The sequence below is a fragment of the Lacinutrix cladophorae genome (assembly GCF_053604645.1).
Map to the genome: position 1 here is coordinate 94,729 of NZ_JBSHNR010000070.1, position 20,249 is coordinate 114,977.

A 20,249-nucleotide genomic window follows, 5' to 3' on the forward strand; every position below is an offset into this window, starting at 1 on the left:
TTCAACTTAAAATCGTAAATTTGCTCGCGTTTAACAACGCAACATGACAACTACAACAAAATACATATTTGTAACAGGAGGAGTAACATCTTCCCTTGGAAAAGGGATTATTGCTGCCTCTTTAGCGAAACTTCTTCAAGTACAAGGTTACAGAACTACCATTCAAAAATTAGATCCTTATATCAATGTAGATCCAGGAACACTTAATCCTTACGAACATGGCGAATGTTATGTTACAGATGATGGCGCTGAAACCGATTTAGATTTAGGGCATTACGAACGTTTTTTAAACGTACCAACTAGCCAAGCGAATAATGTAACTACAGGACGTATTTACCAAAGCGTAATTGAAAAAGAACGTCGTGGGGAGTTTTTAGGAAAAACGGTTCAGGTAATTCCGCATATAACAGACGAAATTAAAAACAGAATCCAAATTCTTGGTAACTCTGGAGATTACGATGTGGTTATTACAGAAATTGGTGGTACTGTTGGTGATATTGAGTCGCTTCCCTATGTAGAAGCTGTGCGTCAACTAAAATGGGATTTAGGAGATAATAATGCTATTGTTATTCATTTAACATTAGTTCCTTATTTATCTGCTGCTGGCGAATTAAAAACAAAACCAACCCAACATAGTGTGAAAACATTAATGGAAAGTGGTGTTATGGCAGATATTTTAGTTTGTAGAACAGAACATGAACTACCAGAAGAATTACGAAGTAAACTGGCTAAATTTTGTAATGTAAGAGAAGAAGCAGTAATTCAATCTATAGATGCTTCTACCATTTACGATGTGCCAAATTTAATGTTAGAACAAGGTTTAGATAAAGTAGTCTTAAAAAAATTAGATTTAGAAAGTCATACTCCCGATTTAACCCAATGGAATAAATTTTTACAGCGACATAAAAATCCTAAAACCGAAATAACAATTGGTTTGATAGGTAAATATGTAGAGTTGCAAGATTCATATAAGTCTATTTTAGAGGCATTTATTCACGCTGGAGCAGAAAATGAAGTTAAGGTAAATGTAGAGTCTGTACATTCGGAGTATTTAAATAAAGACAATGCCAAAGTAATGCTATCCCATTTAGATGGTGTTTTAGTGGCTCCAGGTTTTGGAGAACGTGGAATTGAAGGGAAAATTAGTGCTGTAAAATATGTGCGTGAAAATAATATTCCTTTCTTCGGAATTTGTTTAGGTATGCAAATGGCAGTCATAGAGTTTGCTAGAAATGTACTAAAAATAGAAGATGCAAATTCTTCTGAAATGGATCCAGAAACTAAAAACCCAGTAATTAGTTTAATGGAAGAACAAAAGACGATTACTGAAAAAGGCGGAACGATGCGTTTAGGAGCTTGGGCCTGTACTCTTAAAAAAGATAGTATCGTAGCAAAAGTCTATAAAACAGAAGCAATTAACGAAAGACATAGACATCGTTACGAGTTTAATAATATTTATAAAGCGCAAATTGAAGCTGCAGGTATGCTAGCAACTGGTTCAAACCCTGAAACAGGTTTGGTCGAAATTGTAGAGTTGCCAGAACATCCTTGGTTTGTTGGTGTGCAATACCATCCAGAATATAAAAGTACGGTTTCTAATCCGCACCCATTATTTGTGGCATTCGTAAAAGCCGCATTAAAACATAAAAAAAAGAAATAAAGATTAACTAACGTGTCACAATGGCATAAAAATAAAGTTGGATTACTTTTTGTGTAACTCAATTTCTCTACTTCTCTTTAAGAAAGAAGAAAATAAAAATAGATTACCGCTTTCGCGGAAAATAAATATGGAAGAAAAAAAACTAGACCTTAATTCAATAATAGGATTCATCCTAATATTTGGAATTTTAGTGTACATGATGTACACCAACCAACCATCTCCTGAAGAACTTGAAGCAGAAGAAAAAGCAAAACTAGAGCAAGTTGAAGCAGAACAAAAAGTAGAAATACAAGACAATACTTTGGTAACAACTGCCAATGATTATTCTGCAGCAACTGTAACAGATTCTTTACAACTTGTTGCACTAAATAATAAATTAGGCGCTTTTGCTTACGCATCTACTTTGCCATCTGCAACCAATAAAGAAACCTTAGTAGAAAATGGTGTGCTTTCTTTAAAGTTTAGCAATAAAGGTGGGTATCTTAGTGAGATTAAATTAAAGCCTTTTGTAGATTACGACTCTATTCCAATTTATTTAGTAAAGGAAAATAATACCGCTTTTAATATTAATTTTAATACTTCCGATAATAGAAATCTTAATACACAAGATCTGTTTTTTGAACCAACTGTTACCAAAAACGGGGAGAATACAGTAGTTTCTATGAAACTAAAAGTGTCTCCAACACAATTTTTAGAATACCGATATGAGCTGAAACCTAACGATTTTATGGTAGATTTTACTATTCGATCACAAGGTTTAAGTAGTATTGTAAATGGTTCGCAAAAAATTAATTTAGATTGGAAACTGAAAACGTTTCGTCATGATAAAAGTATCTCTTATGAAAATAGATATACGCGTTTAACGTACCAACATGAAGAAGATAAAATAGATAAATTAAGTCCTTCAGGTGATGATGAAGAAATTCTTGAAGACGTAAGCTGGTTATCGTATAGACAACATTTTTTTAGTTCTATATTAGTTTCAGAAAAACCTTTAAAAGAAGTAACTGTCACTTCTAAAAACTTAGTTTTAGATGAAGAAATTGATACTATTTCTACAAAAATATTTACGACTAAAATGCCATTAGAGTTACAAGCTGGTGAATTTAATCAACCTTTAAAATTCTATTTTGGACCAACAGATAACAATACACTTAAGAAGTACGATATAGGCTTAGAAGACAGTATTCCTTTTGGATGGGGGATTTTTGGGTGGATTAACCGTTTCCTTTTTGTTCCGTTATTTTCTATGTTAAGTGGTTTCTTACCATATGGTATCGCTATTGTTGTTATGACCATTTTAATTAAATTATTACTTTCATTTGTACAATACAAACAGTTTTTGTCGCAAGCAAAACTTAAAATTATTAAGCCAGAATTAGATGCTATTAAAGAAAAGTATAAAGACAATAAAATGAAAATCCAACAGGAAACCATGGCATTGCAAACCAAAGCAGGAGCAAGTCCTTTAAGTGGTTGTTTGCCAGCTTTAATTCAGCTTCCTGTGTTTTATGCTCTGTTTCAGTTTTTTCCTTCTGCTTTCGATTTAAGACAAAAAAGTTTTCTTTGGGCAGACGATTTGTCCTCTTATGATGTAGTAGCTGAGCTTCCGTTTCATATTCCTTTTTATGGAGATCACGTAAGTTTATTTCCAATATTAGCATCGATAGCTATTTTCTTTTACATGAAAATGACTACAGGACAACAAGTGGCAACGCAACCAACGCAAGAAGGTATGCCAGACATGCAAAAAATGATGAAGTATATGATCTACTTCTCTCCATTAATGATGTTATTTTTCTTTAATAACTATGCATCTGGTTTAAGTTTATACTATTTTATTTCTAATGTTATTAGCATTGGAATTATGTTAGTAATCAAGAATTATATTTTAGATGAAGATAAAATTCATGCTAAAATTCAAGAAAATAAGAAGAAGCCTAAAAAGCAAGGTAAATTTGCAAAAAAGATGTCCGAAATGATGGAACAGGCTGAAAAGCAAAAACAAGCACAACAAAAAAAGAAGTAATCGCCTTCTTTTATAAAATGAAAGCTGCTAATTGTTTTTAACTTTGGCAGCTTTTTTGTTATAACAATTTTAGCTTTAAAACAACGTTATTTAAATTATGAAAAATATACTATTCCTTTTTGTTTTTTTACTACCAATTTTTGCTTCTGCGCAAGATGTAAACCTATTGGATGCTAACGGTAAGCGTCATGGTGTTTGGAAAAAGAATTTTGATAATACAAAAGTTTTACGATACCAAGGCACGTTTTTTCATGGTAAAGAAATTGGTGAATTTAAGTTTTATAAAAATGTAAATGGTAAAGCAGTTTTAGCAGCCAATAAACAATTTAACAAAGACAATAATATCGCACAAGTTTCTTTTTATGCTTCTACAGGAAAACTAATTAGTGAGGGCCAAATGAATGGTAAATTATATATTGGTACTTGGACTTACTATCAAAACAAAACAAAAAACATATTAAGTAAAGATACCTATAATGATAAAGGGGAATTGCATGGAGAGCGTTTGGTGTATTATGACGATGGTGTTTTAGCGCAAACAGAAACATACGTAAACGGGAAACTTCATGGTCCTTCTATTTGGTACACCGAAAAAAGTGTTGTTGTAAAAAAATATGTTTACGATCAAGGAGAATTACATGGTCCAGCAACTTTTTTCGATAAAGATGGAGTTCTTATTTTAGAAGGGCAGTACCAAAGAGATAGAAAGCATGGCCTTTGGAAATACTATGAAAATGGAAAACTTGTTAAAGAGAAAGATTTTACCAGAAAGAGTAATAATCCATACAAACGATAAGTTGAAATAGGTGCAAAATATAAGCTCCTTACTTGCGTAAGGAGCTTTTTTAGGTAGTCATTCTTGTTATGAGTAAGCTATTAATCAATCTAAATGAAAGGGGTTACCTAAAATTGTAATGCTAAACTATAAAAAAAAAGAATATCTCTTTAGTTTTTATTTGTTTTTTCGACTAAATACATACCCTTTTAATAAAGCATTATAATTAAATACCATTCAAAATTTTTTATTTGTAATTTTGCAACATGAGATTAATTCTTAAATACAACGGTTTTAATAATTTCAGTTTTGATGAATTACATCTGATAAATAATACAAAAAATAACAGATGAAAAGAGTAATAGTAGGACTTTCAGGCGGAGTAGATTCAAGCGTAGCTGCATACTTATTAAAAGAGCAAGGTTATGAAGTAATAGGCTTGTTTATGAAAAACTGGCATGATGATACCGTAACTATTTCTAATGAGTGCCCTTGGTTAGATGATAGTAATGATGCAATGTTGGTTGCAGATAAATTAGGCATTCCTTTTCAAACCGTAGATTTAAGTGAACAATATAAAGAACGTATAGTAGATTATATGTTTCATGAATATGAAAAAGGAAGAACACCAAATCCAGATGTGCTTTGCAATAGAGAAATTAAGTTCGATGTGTTCATGAAGATTGCTTTAGAACTAGGAGCAGATTATGTTGCTACTGGTCATTATTGCAGAAAAGGAACTATAGAAAAAGAAGGCAAAGAGACCTATCAATTGCTTGCTGGAGCAGATGGTAATAAAGATCAATCGTACTTTTTATGTCAATTATCACAAGACCAATTGGCAAAAGCATTATTTCCTATTGGTGAATTACAAAAGCCAGAAGTAAGAAAAATTGCTGCCGAACAAGATTTAATTACAGCAGATAAAAAAGACTCTCAAGGATTGTGTTTTATTGGTAAAGTGCGTCTTCCAGATTTTTTGCAACAGCAATTAAAACCTAAAGAGGGTGTTATTGTTGAAATTCCAGAAAACAATCCTTCTTTTCATACAACAGCACCTAGCTTTTCTAATAAAAAAGAAGAACTAATATACTTGTCTGAAAAAACAAACTTCAAGGTACAAGATGGTAAAGTTGTTGGGAAACATCAAGGAGCACATTATTTCACAAAAGGACAGCGTAAAGGATTGGCTGTTGGGGGGACAATAGAACCTCTATTTGTTATTGATACAGATGTTAACGATAATGTAATTTATACAGGGCAAGGTAAAAACCATCCTGGTTTATATAAAAAAGCACTTTTTGTAGCTAAAGAAGAAATCCATTGGGTTCGCGAAGATTTAGCGTTACAAGTTGATGAAAGCATGCAGGTATTAGCAAGAATAAGATATCGTCAAGATTTGCAAAGTGCGACCTTACACCAAGTAGATTCTGGAATGTACGTAGAGTTTGAAGAAGCACAATCTGCCATTCAAGAAGGTCAATTTGTGGCTTGGTATCATGACGATGAACTTTTGGGTTCTGGGGTAATTTCATAATTATCATTTTCATATAATGTGAGTTCGAGAGAAATTGTTTTACAATTTTATATCGAGAATATTTCAATTGCCAAATTGCAATCAAATCCGTAAATTTCAAATTCGAAACTAAATATCATACTTAGCCTGTCGAAGCATCTCTAATAAAATCAATAAAATGCAAAATAGAATCACGAAACTTTTTCATATAAAACATCCAATTATTCAAGCTGGGATGATCTGGAATTCTGGTTGGAAACTAGCCGCAGCAGCAAGTAATTCTGGAGTATTAGGACTTATTGGAGCAGGGAGTATGTATCCAGATGTTTTAAGAGAACATATTCAGAAATGCAAAAAAGCAACCAATAAGCCTTTTGGTGTAAACGTACCAATGTTATATCCTAACATTGAAGAAATCATGAATATTATTGTAGAAGAAGGTGTAAAAATTGTATTCACTTCAGCAGGAAACCCAAAAACGTGGACCAATTGGTTGCAAGAAAAAGGTGTTACTGTGGTACATGTAGTAAGTAGTGTAAAGTTTGCATTAAAAGCACAAGATGCAGGTGTAGATGCTATTGTAGCAGAAGGTTTTGAAGCAGGAGGACATAACGGAAGAGACGAAACTACAACACTCACATTAATTCCAATGGTTAAAGAACAGTTACAAATACCATTAATTGCTGCAGGAGGAATTGCTACAGGACAAGCCATGTTAGCAACTATGGTTCTTGGTGCAGATGGGGTGCAAGTAGGTAGCAGGTTTGTTGCTAGTGAAGAAAGTTCGGCACATCAAGCATTTAAAAAAGTGGTTGTTGATGCTAAAGAAGGTGATACGCAACTTACTTTAAAAGAATTAGCTCCAGTACGTTTGATAAAAAATAAGTTTTATAACGAATTACAAGAGCTATACAAAAGCTCACCATCACCAGAACAGCTGAAAGAATTACTCGGTAGAGCAAGAGCAAAACGTGGTATGTTTGAAGGTGATTTAGAGGATGGTGAATTAGAAATCGGACAAATAGCAGGACTTATTCACGACATTAAACCTGTTGCGCAAATTGTGGAAGATATGGTACAGGAGTTTGAAAATGCGAAGGATAGAATATCCAGTTTATAAATCGTAAAATAAAATTCGCATAACCAAAACCGAAGCATTACTTTTACCAAATGGTTTTAAGTAAATACACCAAAGAATTTAAATACAACTGGAAGCTTGCAGCACCTGTAATGCTAGGTATGCTTGGTCATACCTTTGTGCAGTTTATAGATAATATTATGGTTGGCCAATTAGGTACTGCAGAATTAGCTGCTGTATCTCTTGGTAATAGTTTTATTTTTATTGCAATGTCTTTAGGTATTGGTTTTAGTACAGCAATTACACCTTTGGTGGCAGAAGCAGATACTGCAAACGATTTTAAACAAGGAAAATCGGCTTTCAAACATGGTTTGTTTTTGTGTACGGTTTTGGGAATTTCCCTTTTCTTTTTAGTATATTTTGCTAAACCGCTCATGTACTTAATGCAACAACCAGAAGAGGTTGTTGCTTTTGCAATTCCGTATTTAGATTTGGTGGCGTTTTCTTTAATTCCGTTAATTATTTTTCAAGCTTTTAAGCAATTTAGTGATGGTTTATCTATGACTAAATACCCAATGTATGCAACCATTTTAGCAAATGTTATTAATGTAGTTTTAAACTATCTGCTTATTTTTGGAACTTTTGGTTTTCCAGAATTAGGTATTATTGGTGCTGCTTATGGTACTTTGGCTTCGCGAATTGTCATGGTTGTTTATTTGTGGTGGTTATTAAAAGGAAAAGAAAAATCTAAAAACTATGTAACTAATATTAAGTTTTTTGTGCTAGAAAGTAGCATGATAAAAAAACTGATAAGTTTAGGAGCGCCAAGTGCCATGCAAATGTTTTTTGAAGTAGCCATTTTTACTGCAGCCATTTGGTTAAGTGGTTTGTTAGGTAAGAATCCGCAAGCAGCAAACCAGATTGCTTTAAATTTAAGCTCGATGACCTTTATGGTTGCTATGGGCTTAAGTGTTGCATCGATGGTTCGTGTTGGTAATCAAAAAGGGCTTAAAAATTATGTCGAGTTGCGCAGAATTGCTTTTTCATTATTTTTATTAGGAACAATATTTGCCAGCTGTTTTGCTTTATTGTTTTTTGTGTTTCATAACCAACTACCTAAGTTATATGTAGATTTTGACGATGCCAAAAACCTTGTAGATAATACGGAAGTAGTTGCAATAGCATCTAAGTTAATGCTTGCAGCTGCTATTTTTCAAATAAGCGATAGTCTTCAAGTTGTTGTACTTGGAGCTTTACGTGGTTTGCAAGATGTGAAAATTCCAACCATTATTACTTTTGTTTCGTATTGGCTTGTTGGTTTTCCAATTAGTTGGTTTTTAGGAAAAGAGGACGCCTACGCTAGTTTTGGCATTTGGTTAGGTTTACTAGCAGGACTAACAACTGCATCTATATTATTGTATATTCGTTTTAACTATCTAACAAAAAAATTAATTCATTCAAAACATGGAACTACCTAAATTTATTCTTGGCGACAACACAGATCATCCAAACGCTATTTTTGTTATTCATACTGAATTTCCTATGTTTATAATAAACTTGGAAGATGATGAAGTAGAATGGTTAGAAGATTTTGATCAGCATGACCAAAAAGAATTAGAACTAGAAACCGAAAATTTAATTAAAGAAGCAACAGCTTTTTACGATAGAGAAGTAGAACGTTACGAAGATTAATTGCGTTAAGGATTGAAGTGGAAATCCTTTTTTATTTTTCTTAAAAAAGATTGCAACGTAAAGCCTGACTTTTTGCAATAGGAAAGCTATTCTATACCTGCGGAGTTTTGTTGTAAAAAGTAACGCCCAAAAATATTAAAAATGCTAGATCAACTAATACAATACGATAAAGAATTATTTTTATTCTTGAATAATTTAGGAACACCTACTTGGGATGCATTTTGGTTATTAGTTACCAACAAGCTTACTTTTATTCCATTATATGCTTTCTTATTGTTTTTAATTTACAAACGATTTGGACTAAAAACGTTAGTGTTTTCTGTTTTGATAATTGTGTTTATGGTTACTTTTACAGACCAAATAACCAACCTTTTTAAAGATGGATTTAAAAGGTTAAGGCCTTGCAGACAAGAAGGAGTAATGGAGCAAATGCGTTTTATAGCAGTACGTTGTGGTAAGTATGGTTTCTTTTCTGGGCATTCTTCTAATACTATGGCAGCTGCTGTTTTTACTGGTTTATTTTTAAGACCTTATTATAAAAAATTAATTTTTATTCTGCTTTTTTGGAGTGCAACGGTAGCGTATAGTAGAATTTATGTTGGTGTGCATTATCCTTTAGACGTTTTTTGTGGAATGACCTTTGGAGCGCTTTCTGGTTTTATGTTTTATAAGATACTGAATTATGTGATTCAGCGTTATGTGGTACAGCAAGAGGCCTAAAAAAATCTAACTGTTTATAATAGTTTCTATTTAATGCGTTATTACTCTTAGATTGATAATTAGATATATAAACGAAATTAATGAAAGTAAATACGATGAGAAATATACTTGTTATAATAACGTGCCTACTATTTAATTTTTTAACAACACCACTGTTTGCACAACAGGATAATTTTATCAAGGATTATTTAGAGCGATTAGAAAATTCTAAAAAATATTTAATTCTTGTTGCAGAGACAATGCCGGAAGCTAAGTATAACTATAAAGCTACTTCAGAGTCTTTGAGCTTTGCCGAAAACTTATTGCATATTGGTTATGCTTTAGATTGGCATAGTGAGTCGTTGTTGGGAGAACGTGAATCAAGAGATTGGAAAACAGATACTGTTTATAAGGTGGCTAATAAATCTAAAGTAGAAATGATTGCTACAGTAGCGGAAACTTTCGATGCTGCAATACAATTAATTGCACAGTTTGATATTGCGCATTTAGAAGATAAGCTAGATTATTTTGGTTTGCATAGATCTAAAAGACAAATCCTCTTATTACTAGCAGACCATATAACGCATCATAGAGGGCAAATGCTGGTTTATATGCGATTAAACGGACTTGTTCCTCCAAGATATGTTTTGTTTCAGTAGTAGCATGAAAAACGTATTCATTTTACTCTTTTTTAGTTAGTACATAGTAATTACATGATAATCTACCATTATGAGAACTAGAACCAAGGGCAGCAGTATTTAGATCGTAAGTTGATATTTTTTCGATAGTATATATGGTATTTAACTTGGCTTGATCTTCAGGTGATATGCCATTAGTTAGCATGCCAAAAGTATTTTCTTTTGGAAAGTTATAGGTGTTTTCGGCCTGTTTTATATTTGGGATCTTACTGCCAAATTGCCAAATCATTTCTGGGGAAACATAATTAAAAGAATACACGTTTAAATTTGTAGCAGAAGCTTCTTTTTTTAAATTTGAAATAGGAGTATAATTACTACTAATTAAAGCTTTGCTTAATGGTGAAACAGTAAGTGTAATAGAAGCAAAGAATAGTACAGTATACATAAAAACCTGTTGTATGTTTTTTCTTTTTAAATGAATTAAAATTAAAATACCTAGTGGCACCAAAATTAAAGAAGCTAGTAGATACCAAAACCAATACCCAGCTAAATTATCTTTTAAAAAGAGATATGCTACTATAGGAAAAACAATACCGATGCAACCAATTAATCCAAAATTAAAATATACAGGAATAGTTTCTTTTTTATTTTTTAAGTGTTTAAATTTTCGGAATAAATACTCCATATAAAACCCAATATTTATAGCCAATGGAATTAAAACAGGCATGAGATAGCGTGATTTTTTTTCAGGAATTACAGAGAGTAACACCACAGCAATTATGGTCCATAAAAAAGAAAATGTATAGGCTTTTTTATTACTCACTCTGTGTTTTAAATACGGATACAGTAAGCTAATAAACGCTGGGATAGTCCATAGTCCGCTTTGAGTAAAAAAGCTCCAATAGTAATAAAATGGTCTTACATTATAACTAGACCAATTGCCCGTTTCTTTTTTTGTAATCGCTTCAAAAGTCGCAGGGTCTTCCATTCTTACGTATATAAACCACCAAGAACCAATTATTAAAGCTAATAAGAGGACGCTAAAATAGGAAAAAGCTTTTGTTTTAAAATTACTAAATTTAAAAGTAAAACCATAGGCAATTAAAAATGGAAGCAGCAAAGCATACATAGAAACTGGGCCTTTACACATAAAGGAGGAACCAATAAAAATTCCTGCAAAGAGGGAATGTTTCCAATAGTTTTTTTCGGATTTAAAAAGTAGAAATAAATGATAGATTGCCACTAGCATAAAACCATGAGTAAAAATATCCCAAGGCGCTTCAATAATTATTGCAATAACATAGAATGCGCTAATAACAATTAGTGCATTTATAAAACTATGTCTATTCTTTTTAAGTATTTGATACGACAGTTTATACATAAAACTACCCATAAGCATAACCATAATTGCAGCTGGTAATCGTAAGCCAAAAATGCTTTTTATTCCAAAAATTAAACTAGAAATCGCGGCAAGCCAGGTAGGTAAAGGTGGTTTTTGGTACCTGGCTTCTCCATTCATAGTCGTTAAAAGCCAGTTATTATCTACTATCATTTCGCGAGCAGTAATAAAGTTTCGAGCTTCCATAATAGAAACAGAAATGGTTTCTAAATTTGGTAAAAGCATAATTGCTACCAAAATACAAACACTAAGAATTGGGTATTTTTCAAGTGCTTTTAACATAATTCTTTTTTAATAGCATTAAATTCCTACTATAAATAACTGCTCCAAAAAGCTGACCAATGAATAAAACAGGATCTCTTCTAATAGTAGCATAAGTTAATATTAAAATGGAACCAATTAAACTTAAAAGCCAAAAACCAAAAGGCAAAGAAGATTCTTTATGTTTTTCAGAATATAACCATTGGTATACAAAACGCAAGGTAAATACTACTTGCGAGACTATACCAAGTATTAATAACCAAAACGGAATGGCTTCGTTTTTAAATAAGCGATCTACATCTATGGTATTGTTGTTAAAATAAAAGATAGAAATAAAGACAGGAACCAAAAGCAATAACCAACGCATTATTTTAGGGAATTTTTCCCACTGATTTTGTAATTGTAAATTTCGTATATAAATAAAATAGGTGAGACCTTGACCAAGCATTATAGCAAAATCGTCGCGTAAATAACCATAAACAAATAAAAGAAAAGAGGCAAATAAACTTAATGTCCAGAATAAAGTTGGTGTTGATACTTGTTTTTGTTTTTCGCTAGTAATCCATTGTATTATTAATCTAGAGGAGAATAATATTTGTGCAGTAAACCCTATGCTATATATTATCCAGTTGTTCATTAACCTTGTTTTTCAACGGAATAATTAATGTGTTTTTTCTTCATCCATAGATAAGCAAAACAATCTGTTAATGGACCAAGTAATCTATTCCAAACACCAAAATTTGCTTGGCCAGCTATTCTTGGAAAGTGTTGCACAGGAACTTGTGTTATTTTTCCGTTTTGCAATAAAATCATAGCAGGTAAAAAGCGATGTAAGCCTTTAAACATTGGAATGCGTTTGGCATATTCTGTTTTTATAACTTTTAAAGGACAGCCAGTGTCATCCATACCATCATGGGTAAAGCTCCTTCTAATTCCATTTGCAATGATTGAAGACAGGTTTTTTACAAAACTGTCTTTTCGGTTAGCACGAACCCCAGTTACTAAATCGTAAGTGCCAATATCTTTTAAAAGCAAGTTGAAGTCTTCAGGTGCAGTTTGTAAATCACTATCTATGTAACCAACTAATTCGGTGTCGGTATAATCGAAACCAGCTTTTATAGCAGCACTTAAACCGCTATTTTTTTCGAAAGAAATATATGAAAATTCAGGATTTCTATTACAAATGGTTTCAATTAATTCTTGGCTTTTGTCTTTAGAACCATCATTAACAAATAGTATTTTGGTAGTTTTAATTGCGATTTTAGTATATGCAAGTAATTCTTTTTCAACTCGTAATAAATTGTCTTCCTCATTATAAACAGGAACAATAATGGTAAATTGAAAATTCATAAAAAAGGAATTAATTATACAAATGTATTCTTTTTTAAGGAATAGAAATTCTTTATAAAAAAAAATATGTTTCTTTGTAATATAATACTCTTATATGAACCTTTCATAACTAGCATTTAATATTAAAACGAATGACTAAACTTGGAAGCACCATGTGACCGTTAAAAAAAATAGAATAGACACATGAAAATATTAATTACTGGAGCTGCAGGCTTTATAGGTTCGCATACTGCCGAACGTTTACATGATTTAGGACATGAAGTTATTGGTATAGATAATTTTTCGCCTTATTATAGTTTAGAATTAAAAAAACTAAATGAAAAAGCCCTAAGCGACAAAGGTATTACAGTAATTAATGCAGATTTAAGGGATGTGAATTTAGCGGAAGTGCTACCTAAAGACATCCAATATATCTTTCATTACGCTGCCCAACCAGGGATTTCTAAAACATCGACTTTCGAAGATTATTTTACTAACAATATAATCGCAACAAAAAACCTAATTGATTATGCACTTACTTTAAACGATTTAGCGCTTTTTGTAAATATTGGTACTTCTTCTATCTATGGCTTACAAGCTACTTTTCCAGAGGATATAGCTCCAAAACCTGCTTCACATTATGGGGTAACTAAATTAGCAGCAGAACAATTAGTACTTCAAAAAAGTAGAGAGAAACATTTTAAATCTTGTTCTTTGCGCTTGTACTCGGTTATTGGACCAAGAGAAAGACCAGAAAAAATGTATACTAAGCTTATTGCTTGTGCTTTTAATGATGATGCTTTTCCGCTTTATGATGGTAGTGCAAGTCACTTACGAAGCTTTACTTATGTTGGCGATATTGTTGATGGTGTTGTAAGTGTTATTAATAATGAAGCTAAAGTAGATGGTGAAATTATTAATCTTGGTACAGAAGTAGAACATACAACACAAGAAGGTATTGAAGCTGTTGAAAAAGTGATTGGTAAGTCTATAAAAATTAATCATGTAGAAGCAAGAGCAGGAGACCAATTACGAACAAAAGCAAATATTGATAAAGCTAGAAAATTACTGAATTACAATCCGAAAACGACACTATTGCAAGGTGTTGAAGCGCAGGTGAATTGGTATAAGGAGTATTTTTTGTAACTTATTTTTTATAAGCTTAACAAATAATCTGCAGCAGCAAATGGAGTTGTTTCGTTGTCTTCAATACGTTGCAACTGTATTTGTAGAGCATCTTTAATTTTTTCATTGTTGAAGAAATCCGTTTTTAAACGGTTTTCAATAGTTTGAAGAAGCCAAAACTTATTTTGCTCGTTTCGTTTATGGTTAAGGTAATTGTTTTTAGAGGTAATAGAAATGTACTCTTCAATAATTGTCCAAATTTCTGCAATACCTTGGTTGTGTAACGCACTACATAAAGAAACTTTAGGTTGCCAACCTGAATCTTTTTCAGGATAGAGGTGAAGCGCTCTGTTGAATTCTACTTTTGCAAGTTTTGCTCTTTTTTCGTTATCGCCATCTGCTTTATTAATAGCAATAGCATCCGCCATTTCAATAATACCGCGTTTTATACCTTGTAATTCGTCTCCAGCTCCAGCGAGTTTTAGCAGTAAAAAGAAATCGACCATACTATGTACCGCAGTTTCACTTTGTCCAACACCAACGGTTTCAATAATAATAGTATCAAAACCAGCAGCTTCACAAAGAATAATCGTTTCTCGCGTTTTTCTTGCAACACCACCAAGAGATTCTCCAGAAGGTGAAGGTCTTATAAATGCATTTTTATCTTTCACCAAGTCTTCCATTCTGGTTTTGTCACCAAGAATACTTCCTTTGGTTAGCGAACTACTAGGATCAATAGCTAAGACAGCAACTTTTTTCTTTTGACTTGTTAAATACGTTCCAAAAGCTTCAATAAAGGTGCTTTTTCCAACTCCAGGAACTCCGGTAATACCTACGCGAACCGATTTATTGGCATGGGCTAAACAGGCTTTAATTATGATGTTTGCTTTTTCTAAATGCGCAGCGTTTTTACTTTCTACTAAAGTAATGGCTCTACTTAATGCAGTAATATTTCCTTTTAAAATCTGCGAAACTAAATCTTGTGCACTTGGTTGTGCTTTTCGTTTTTGTTTAATGTTTTGAATAGAAGTAGCATTGGTAATTTCACTTACTGAAACACCTTCTTTTTCTTGTAAAGCAGATTTTTTTTGTTTTGCCACTTTGTTATTGTTCTTTAATTCTAAATGTATCTCTTATTTTTTGAAATAAAACAAGTGAGAATCGAAATGGGAATGTAAGTTTACTTTAACGGAACCACAACCATCGTATTATCCCAAGCCATGGTTAGCGATAAGTTGTCTGTAGAGTTATCGAAACCAATAGTGAATTGCTCTACAGTTGTATCAATCTTTTTAACAGGAACACTAATGTTTACAATATCAAATTCTGGAACACGCATTGGTTTCATTTCCATATCTACTCCCCAAGAATATTGTTTAGAGTTAAACATGACATTCCATGCAGTGTCGTTTGGTATAGTCCAAATTGTATATTTTCCAGCAGGAAGGGAATCTTTGCCTATTTTTAAAGGTTTATTGGTTTCAAATGTAGTAGCTTCGTTCGCTCCTGTACGCCAAACTTGGTTATACGGTACAAGTGCTCCAAAAACTTCGCGATCTCTTTTAGATGGTCTATTGTAAAAAACCTGGAGTTTAATATCTTCAACTTGAAAACTAACCGTTTTTTCAGGACTTAATCGTTGGCTAAATAAACCATCGTTCTTATACGAATAAATAGAAACAGCAACCAATGCAACTGCTAATAATCCAATAACCCATTTTAAAAACCTATTCATTTTAAATTTTTTTAAATAAAATTTACGAGTGTAAAGATACTTTAAAGTAAGCATCTTTAAAAAGGTAATGCAAATTTCTTACCAATTATTTAAAAAAAATATTATCTTTTTTGCAACACAACAATTTTTTAATCGTCTTTAAGGAGAACAAACCAAAAACCATAATTGAAAAGCGTGTTTCAAACGGAAATTATTGAAAAATGTAAACAAAACAACCGACTAGCACAAATGCAGTTGTACAACCAGTATTGCAATGGGATGTATATTGTTGCTAATCGATTTGTTAAGGATGCAGCAGAAGCAGAAGATGTAGTACAAGAGGCTTTTATTAAAGCGTTTTCTAAACTACATCAATATAAAGCAGAAGTAACTTTTGGTGCTTGGTTAAAACGTATTGTTGTTAATAAAAGTATTGATTATTTGAAATCTAAAAAGCAACAAGTGGTTGCATTAGAAGAAGTGCACTTAAAAGTAATTGATACACCAAATAATGACGAATGGTTGGTAGATGATACAATAACTGTTGCAGAAGTTAAAAATGCAATAGATACATTACCAGAAAAATACCGATATGTTCTTACTCTTTTTTTAATGGAAGGTTATGATCATCAAGAGATTTCTGAAATTTTAGATATCTCGCAAGTTGCATCTAGAACCCAGTTATCTAGAGGAAAACAAAAATTGCAAGAATTATTAAAACACAAAAAAGATGGCACAAGATATTAGAGATTTATTAAAGCAAGATTTGCAAGAGCATAACAAAAAAATGCCAAAAAATCATGAAGCTAGATTTCTTGATAAGCTAAATAAAGCATTACCAGAAGCTCAAAAACCAAAATTTAATTGGATGCAAATAGCTGCAAGTGTAGTAGTCTTTATAGGTTTAAGTTTTGGCGCTTTTAAATATTTTAATAATCCAGCAGTCACTATAGATAATAATGTAGCAACAGTGGAAAATACGAAAACCCTAGGGGATGTTTCTCCAGACTTAAAAAAAGTGGAAGATTATTACTTAGCAAATATTAATCTAGAATTATCTAAAGTAAAACTAACACCAGAAAACAAAGAAATGTTTGACGGTTATGTTCAACGCTTAGAAGATTTAAAAAAAGAATACGGTAAACTATCTGTAGAGTTAACACAAAATGGTCCAACCGAACAAACCATTAATGCGCTTATCGATAATTTAAAATTTAGATTAAACTTATTACACCGATTAAGAGAACAATTAAAAACATTAAGTACACTTGATACCAATCAAGAGGTCATTTAAAAACATATAAAAATGAAAAATTTAAGAATAACAATTCTGATGCTTTTTGTCGCTTTAAGTAGTGTAGCACAGCAAAAACTTGAAAAAATATCACAATCTATAAATGTAAATAAAGACGTAGTAGTTGAATTAAACACAAGCCACACCAATATTGAAATAGAAACTTGGAACAAAGATATTATTGAAATTGAAGCTTATATAGAAAGCGATTTACTATCCAAAGAAGAACTACAAAAGGTGTATGATGCTTGGCAAGTACAAGTAAATGGATCGAAACAATTAGTTACTATAGAAACCGAAGGAGTATTAAATTCCTGGTCTAATGAAAGTGTCTCGATTTTTGATGAGAACTCCTTAGAAGCTTTAAAAGAGTTAGAGTTTAAGCTAGCAGATTTACCAGTTATGCCTTTAGTAGAAGGATTAATGGAATCGTTAAATTTATCCGATATGCCAAAAATGCCTAATCTTCCAGATTTACCAGATGGCATGAATAATTTTAATTTTGATTATGAAAAATACCAAGAAGAAGGAGAAGATTATCTAGAAAAATGGAGCAAAGAGTACGAAGATAAATATGGAAAAGAGTATGCTTATAAAATGGAAAATTGGGCAAAAAAGTTTGATGAAAAAGATTGGAAAGCATACGAAAAGAAAATGGAAGCTTGGGGAGAACAATTTGGTGAAAATTTTGAAGAGCAGTTTGGAAATGACTTTGAAAAAAGAATGGAAAAATGGGGGAAAGATTTAGAAAAATCTATTGAAGATAGCGACTTCGAAGAAAACATGGAAGCTTGGGGGGAAGCATTTGGAAAACGTCTTGAAGAATCTATAGAAAGAGCTTTTGGACAAGAAAGTCAAGAAGATAATAATGAAGAATTATTTTCAAGATCCAAAAAAACAAACCTAAAAGTAAAGAAAACAATAAAAATTAAGATGCCTAAAAAAGCAAAACTTAAATTAAATGTAAGACATGGTGAACTTAATTTAACCTCTGTAATACATGATTTAAAAGCAGATGTTTCACATTCTAATTTTACAGCAAATACCATTGATGGAAGCCAGACTTCCATCAATGTTTCTTATTCTCCAGTTAAAATTTCAAACTGGAATGCTGGTGAATTACATCTTAATTATGTCGATCAAGCTAAAGTTGAAACAGCAAACAGCTTGGTTTTAAGTGCAAATTCATCGAATGTTAGTATTAAAAATGTAGTGAGTAATGCAATAATTGATGGTAGTTTTGGAGATTTGGTGATTGGTAATATATCTAGTGATTTTAAAAATATTAATCTTGTTCTCGAAAACAGCGAAGCCAATGTGAAACTACCACAAGGCGATTTTAATTTGTTTTATAAAGGCACAAAATCTATTTTTAACAACGAAAGCACTTCTAGTAAAACGGTAAGTAGTGATAGTAATAAAACCATTGTTATTAATGCAAAGTATAGTAATGTTATAGTAAAAAAATAAGCTTATTTAACTTCATGTTTTTTTATTTAGAGTTTTTTTAGATATTGAAACAGGTTCCCAATTATAAAATTTTATTCTTCAATTTTTATTCCTTTATACTTACTTTTGAAAGAAACTAGTATTGTATGTATTCTGAAGATTTCTCTCTATTTTTAAATAGTATTTCTGCAAAACCTCTTCGTGTATTAGATGCAGCTATTTCTAATTCCCAATATATTTCAATAGATTTATCTGAAGATAATCCAGACTTAAAAAAGTTTGACATCTCTTCTTCTAATACTTGGCAAGAGTATATAAATAATTACCTTGAAAAAAATAACAAAACAGTTGCTTTTGGAGGTTATTTAGAGAAGAGAAACCTATATAAGAGAAGTCTTTATTTTAATCAAGAAAACAGTGAGCATGAACGAAACATACATTTAGGTGTAGATTTATGGATTGCTGCTGGGACTAAAATATATACGCCTTTAGATGCTACTGTACATAGTTTTAAAAATAACACCAATTTTGGCGATTATGGTCCTACTATTATTTTAATTCACAATATTAAAGGAGAATCTTTCTTTACACTTTATGGCCATTTGAGTTTAATATCTATTGCAAATTTAAAAATTGGGCAAACTTTTAAAGCAGGAGATTGTATTGCTACATTAGGGGAAGCATCTGTTAATGGTGATTATGCACCACATTTACATTTTCAAATTATAAGAGATTTAGAGGGTAATTATGGCGATTATCCTGGAGTTTGTAACAAAAAAAATCTGGACAAGTTTAAAAAAAACTGCCCAGATCTTAACACTCTACTAAAACTAAACTATTGATTAATAAGTACTTTAAATGTGACTGCTTCATTTTCTGTAGATGTTATGGTTACAAAATATAAAGCTTCTTTTAGATTTCTAACTGGAATAGCTATTTGGTTCCCCATAGTATTTATACTGTTTATTTGCTGGATGCGTTTACCATCGATACTATGTATGGTAATATTTTCAATTTCTGATGCTGTATTTGTTTTTATATAAAGCACATCGCTAACAGGATTAGGAAATACAGAAAAAGAATCTCTAAAATCATTTTGGTTTGTAGAAAGTGTAGCTATAATAATATTATTTGTAGATCCTGTAATATTTTCTGCAGAAGTGTTGGAAACTCCAGTTCCATTTGGTTCTGCATTAGAGTATAATACATGTTCTATCATAACACTTTCAGTTGTGTTTATTACTTCAAAAACAGCAGTAAATAATGTAGTAGTTCCAAATACATCATTAAAAGCGCCAGCGGAATATCTAATAACACCAGGCACACTCGTGTCGTTAGATAAAGGAATATTTAAATCTGTATTGTCTGGAGTTAAACTATTTAACTGTATAACAGTTTCATTAAATTCTAAATAAAGTTGTACCACCCTGTAAGGTGTAGTACCAGCCACAGCTTGAATGGTATAAGTAAATGTTTGGCCAACAGATAAAGGGGGAATGGCATCTACATTTGCAACGAGATCTACTGTTTGTGCTTTTAAATTTGCACCAGCAATAAAAAAGAATAGTATAAGTAATTTTAAAGTTTTCAT

Annotated in this window: 20 protein-coding genes; 14 read left to right on the forward strand and 6 right to left on the reverse strand. The window is 31.8% G+C overall.

The window, feature by feature from the left end; translation table 11 throughout:
• The first annotated feature begins 43 nt into the window (after positions 1-43).
• The 9 genes from ACVC3Y_RS01190 to ACVC3Y_RS01230 all read left to right on the forward strand — a co-directional run bounded on the left by ACVC3Y_RS01190 (position 44) and on the right by ACVC3Y_RS01230 (position 10,108).
• Entirely contained in the window at positions 44-1,660 is a 1,617-nt protein-coding gene (locus ACVC3Y_RS01190) for a CTP synthase (RefSeq protein ID WP_303424897.1), read from the forward strand.
• Positions 1,661-1,787: 127 nt separating this feature from the next.
• Complete coding sequence (gene yidC / locus ACVC3Y_RS01195; RefSeq protein WP_452225871.1) at positions 1,788-3,689, forward strand: membrane protein insertase YidC; 1,902 nt, start codon at positions 1,788-1,790, stop codon at positions 3,687-3,689.
• Positions 3,690-3,786: 97 nt separating this feature from the next.
• Positions 3,787-4,485 (forward strand): toxin-antitoxin system YwqK family antitoxin, encoded by a 699-nt coding sequence (locus ACVC3Y_RS01200; RefSeq protein ID WP_303424901.1) that lies wholly within the window; start codon positions 3,787-3,789, stop codon positions 4,483-4,485.
• Positions 4,486-4,813: 328 nt separating this feature from the next.
• Positions 4,814-6,001, forward strand: coding sequence for a tRNA 2-thiouridine(34) synthase MnmA (mnmA, locus tag ACVC3Y_RS01205; protein WP_452225872.1), 1,188 nt, complete (start codon positions 4,814-4,816; stop codon positions 5,999-6,001).
• A gap of 157 nt (positions 6,002-6,158) precedes the next feature.
• The gene (locus tag ACVC3Y_RS01210) at positions 6,159-7,100 is read left to right on the forward strand and encodes an NAD(P)H-dependent flavin oxidoreductase (RefSeq protein WP_303424906.1); all 942 of its coding nucleotides are present in this window, start codon (positions 6,159-6,161) and stop codon (positions 7,098-7,100) included.
• A gap of 50 nt (positions 7,101-7,150) precedes the next feature.
• Complete coding sequence (locus tag ACVC3Y_RS01215) at positions 7,151-8,536, forward strand: MATE family efflux transporter (RefSeq protein WP_303424909.1); 1,386 nt, start codon at positions 7,151-7,153, stop codon at positions 8,534-8,536.
• On the forward strand, positions 8,523-8,750 hold the full coding sequence (locus ACVC3Y_RS01220; RefSeq protein ID WP_303424912.1) for a hypothetical protein: 228 nt from the start codon (positions 8,523-8,525) through the stop codon (positions 8,748-8,750). The genes ACVC3Y_RS01215 and ACVC3Y_RS01220 overlap by 14 nt, the downstream gene beginning before the upstream one ends.
• Positions 8,751-8,891: 141 nt before the next feature.
• Positions 8,892-9,470: a phosphatase PAP2 family protein gene (locus ACVC3Y_RS01225; protein WP_303424915.1), complete on the forward strand. Its 579-nt coding sequence runs from the start codon at positions 8,892-8,894 to the stop codon at positions 9,468-9,470.
• Between the two features lie 95 nt (positions 9,471-9,565).
• Positions 9,566-10,108, forward strand: coding sequence for a DinB family protein (locus ACVC3Y_RS01230; RefSeq protein ID WP_452225873.1), 543 nt, complete (start codon positions 9,566-9,568; stop codon positions 10,106-10,108).
• Positions 10,109-10,130: 22 nt separating this feature from the next.
• Here ACVC3Y_RS01230 and ACVC3Y_RS01235 read toward each other — a convergent pair whose 3' ends face one another.
• The 3 genes from ACVC3Y_RS01235 to ACVC3Y_RS01245 are packed head-to-tail and all read right to left on the reverse strand — an operon-like array spanning position 10,131 to position 13,097.
• Positions 10,131-11,768, reverse strand: coding sequence for an ArnT family glycosyltransferase (locus ACVC3Y_RS01235; protein WP_452225874.1), 1,638 nt, complete (start codon positions 11,766-11,768; stop codon positions 10,131-10,133).
• Entirely contained in the window at positions 11,752-12,384 is a 633-nt protein-coding gene (locus ACVC3Y_RS01240; RefSeq protein ID WP_303424923.1) for a lipid-A-disaccharide synthase N-terminal domain-containing protein, read from the reverse strand. The genes ACVC3Y_RS01235 and ACVC3Y_RS01240 overlap by 17 nt, the downstream gene beginning before the upstream one ends.
• Positions 12,384-13,097, reverse strand: a complete 714-nt coding sequence (locus ACVC3Y_RS01245) for a glycosyltransferase family 2 protein (protein ID WP_303424926.1) — start codon at positions 13,095-13,097, stop codon at positions 12,384-12,386. The genes ACVC3Y_RS01240 and ACVC3Y_RS01245 overlap by 1 nt, the downstream gene beginning before the upstream one ends.
• 183 nt (positions 13,098-13,280) lie before the next feature.
• Here ACVC3Y_RS01245 and ACVC3Y_RS01250 point away from each other — a divergent pair, with 183 nt between their 5' ends.
• The gene (locus ACVC3Y_RS01250) at positions 13,281-14,222 is read left to right on the forward strand and encodes an NAD-dependent epimerase/dehydratase family protein (protein WP_303424929.1); all 942 of its coding nucleotides are present in this window, start codon (positions 13,281-13,283) and stop codon (positions 14,220-14,222) included.
• Between the two features lie 8 nt (positions 14,223-14,230).
• Here the strand turns inward: ACVC3Y_RS01250 and meaB are convergent, their stop codons facing one another.
• Positions 14,231-15,301, reverse strand: a complete 1,071-nt coding sequence (gene meaB / locus ACVC3Y_RS01255; RefSeq protein ID WP_452225875.1) for a methylmalonyl Co-A mutase-associated GTPase MeaB — start codon at positions 15,299-15,301, stop codon at positions 14,231-14,233.
• A gap of 80 nt (positions 15,302-15,381) precedes the next feature.
• A complete protein-coding gene (locus tag ACVC3Y_RS01260) occupies positions 15,382-15,936 on the reverse strand; it encodes a DUF2911 domain-containing protein (protein ID WP_303424935.1) in 555 nt (184 codons plus the stop codon).
• Between the two features lie 174 nt (positions 15,937-16,110).
• On the opposite strand from ACVC3Y_RS01260, the gene ACVC3Y_RS01265 reads away from it, so the two are divergent.
• From ACVC3Y_RS01265 to ACVC3Y_RS01280, 4 genes are all read left to right on the forward strand, one after another.
• Positions 16,111-16,662: an RNA polymerase sigma factor gene (locus ACVC3Y_RS01265; RefSeq protein WP_303424937.1), complete on the forward strand. Its 552-nt coding sequence runs from the start codon at positions 16,111-16,113 to the stop codon at positions 16,660-16,662.
• Positions 16,646-17,209 (forward strand): hypothetical protein, encoded by a 564-nt coding sequence (locus tag ACVC3Y_RS01270; RefSeq protein WP_303424939.1) that lies wholly within the window; start codon positions 16,646-16,648, stop codon positions 17,207-17,209. Before ACVC3Y_RS01265 ends, ACVC3Y_RS01270 begins: the two co-directional genes overlap by 17 nt.
• 12 nt (positions 17,210-17,221) lie before the next feature.
• A complete protein-coding gene (locus tag ACVC3Y_RS01275) occupies positions 17,222-18,679 on the forward strand; it encodes a hypothetical protein (protein ID WP_452225876.1) in 1,458 nt (485 codons plus the stop codon).
• 125 nt (positions 18,680-18,804) lie between these two features.
• The gene (locus tag ACVC3Y_RS01280; protein WP_452225877.1) at positions 18,805-19,500 is read left to right on the forward strand and encodes a peptidoglycan DD-metalloendopeptidase family protein; all 696 of its coding nucleotides are present in this window, start codon (positions 18,805-18,807) and stop codon (positions 19,498-19,500) included.
• Here ACVC3Y_RS01280 and ACVC3Y_RS01285 read toward each other — a convergent pair.
• The gene (locus ACVC3Y_RS01285) at positions 19,494-20,249 is read right to left on the reverse strand and encodes a T9SS type A sorting domain-containing protein (RefSeq protein ID WP_452225878.1); all 756 of its coding nucleotides are present in this window, start codon (positions 20,247-20,249) and stop codon (positions 19,494-19,496) included. The two genes, ACVC3Y_RS01280 and ACVC3Y_RS01285, sit on opposite strands and share 7 nt — an antisense overlap.

What these genes read in the sequence shown, in the direction of transcription:
- ACVC3Y_RS01190 (WP_303424897.1), top strand. Translation starts at nt 44, where the DNA reads ATGACAACTACAACAAAATACATATTTGTAACAGGAGGAGTAACATCT.
- yidC (WP_452225871.1), top strand. Translation starts at nt 1,788, where the DNA reads ATGGAAGAAAAAAAACTAGACCTTAATTCAATAATAGGATTCATCCTA.
- ACVC3Y_RS01200 (WP_303424901.1), top strand. Translation starts at nt 3,787, where the DNA reads ATGAAAAATATACTATTCCTTTTTGTTTTTTTACTACCAATTTTTGCT.
- mnmA (WP_452225872.1), top strand. Translation starts at nt 4,814, where the DNA reads ATGAAAAGAGTAATAGTAGGACTTTCAGGCGGAGTAGATTCAAGCGTA.
- ACVC3Y_RS01210 (WP_303424906.1), top strand. Translation starts at nt 6,159, where the DNA reads ATGCAAAATAGAATCACGAAACTTTTTCATATAAAACATCCAATTATT.
- ACVC3Y_RS01215 (WP_303424909.1), top strand. Translation starts at nt 7,151, where the DNA reads ATGGTTTTAAGTAAATACACCAAAGAATTTAAATACAACTGGAAGCTT.
- ACVC3Y_RS01220 (WP_303424912.1), top strand. Translation starts at nt 8,523, where the DNA reads ATGGAACTACCTAAATTTATTCTTGGCGACAACACAGATCATCCAAAC.
- ACVC3Y_RS01225 (WP_303424915.1), top strand. Translation starts at nt 8,892, where the DNA reads ATGCTAGATCAACTAATACAATACGATAAAGAATTATTTTTATTCTTG.
- ACVC3Y_RS01230 (WP_452225873.1), top strand. Translation starts at nt 9,566, where the DNA reads ATGAGAAATATACTTGTTATAATAACGTGCCTACTATTTAATTTTTTA.
- ACVC3Y_RS01235 (WP_452225874.1), bottom strand. Translation starts at nt 11,768, where the DNA reads ATGTTAAAAGCACTTGAAAAATACCCAATTCTTAGTGTTTGTATTTTG.
- ACVC3Y_RS01240 (WP_303424923.1), bottom strand. Translation starts at nt 12,384, where the DNA reads ATGAACAACTGGATAATATATAGCATAGGGTTTACTGCACAAATATTA.
- ACVC3Y_RS01245 (WP_303424926.1), bottom strand. Translation starts at nt 13,097, where the DNA reads ATGAATTTTCAATTTACCATTATTGTTCCTGTTTATAATGAGGAAGAC.
- ACVC3Y_RS01250 (WP_303424929.1), top strand. Translation starts at nt 13,281, where the DNA reads ATGAAAATATTAATTACTGGAGCTGCAGGCTTTATAGGTTCGCATACT.
- ACVC3Y_RS01260 (WP_303424935.1), bottom strand. Translation starts at nt 15,936, where the DNA reads ATGAATAGGTTTTTAAAATGGGTTATTGGATTATTAGCAGTTGCATTG.
- ACVC3Y_RS01270 (WP_303424939.1), top strand. Translation starts at nt 16,646, where the DNA reads ATGGCACAAGATATTAGAGATTTATTAAAGCAAGATTTGCAAGAGCAT.
- ACVC3Y_RS01275 (WP_452225876.1), top strand. Translation starts at nt 17,222, where the DNA reads ATGAAAAATTTAAGAATAACAATTCTGATGCTTTTTGTCGCTTTAAGT.
- ACVC3Y_RS01280 (WP_452225877.1), top strand. Translation starts at nt 18,805, where the DNA reads ATGTATTCTGAAGATTTCTCTCTATTTTTAAATAGTATTTCTGCAAAA.
- ACVC3Y_RS01285 (WP_452225878.1), bottom strand. Translation starts at nt 20,249, where the DNA reads ATGAAAACTTTAAAATTACTTATACTATTCTTTTTTATTGCTGGTGCA.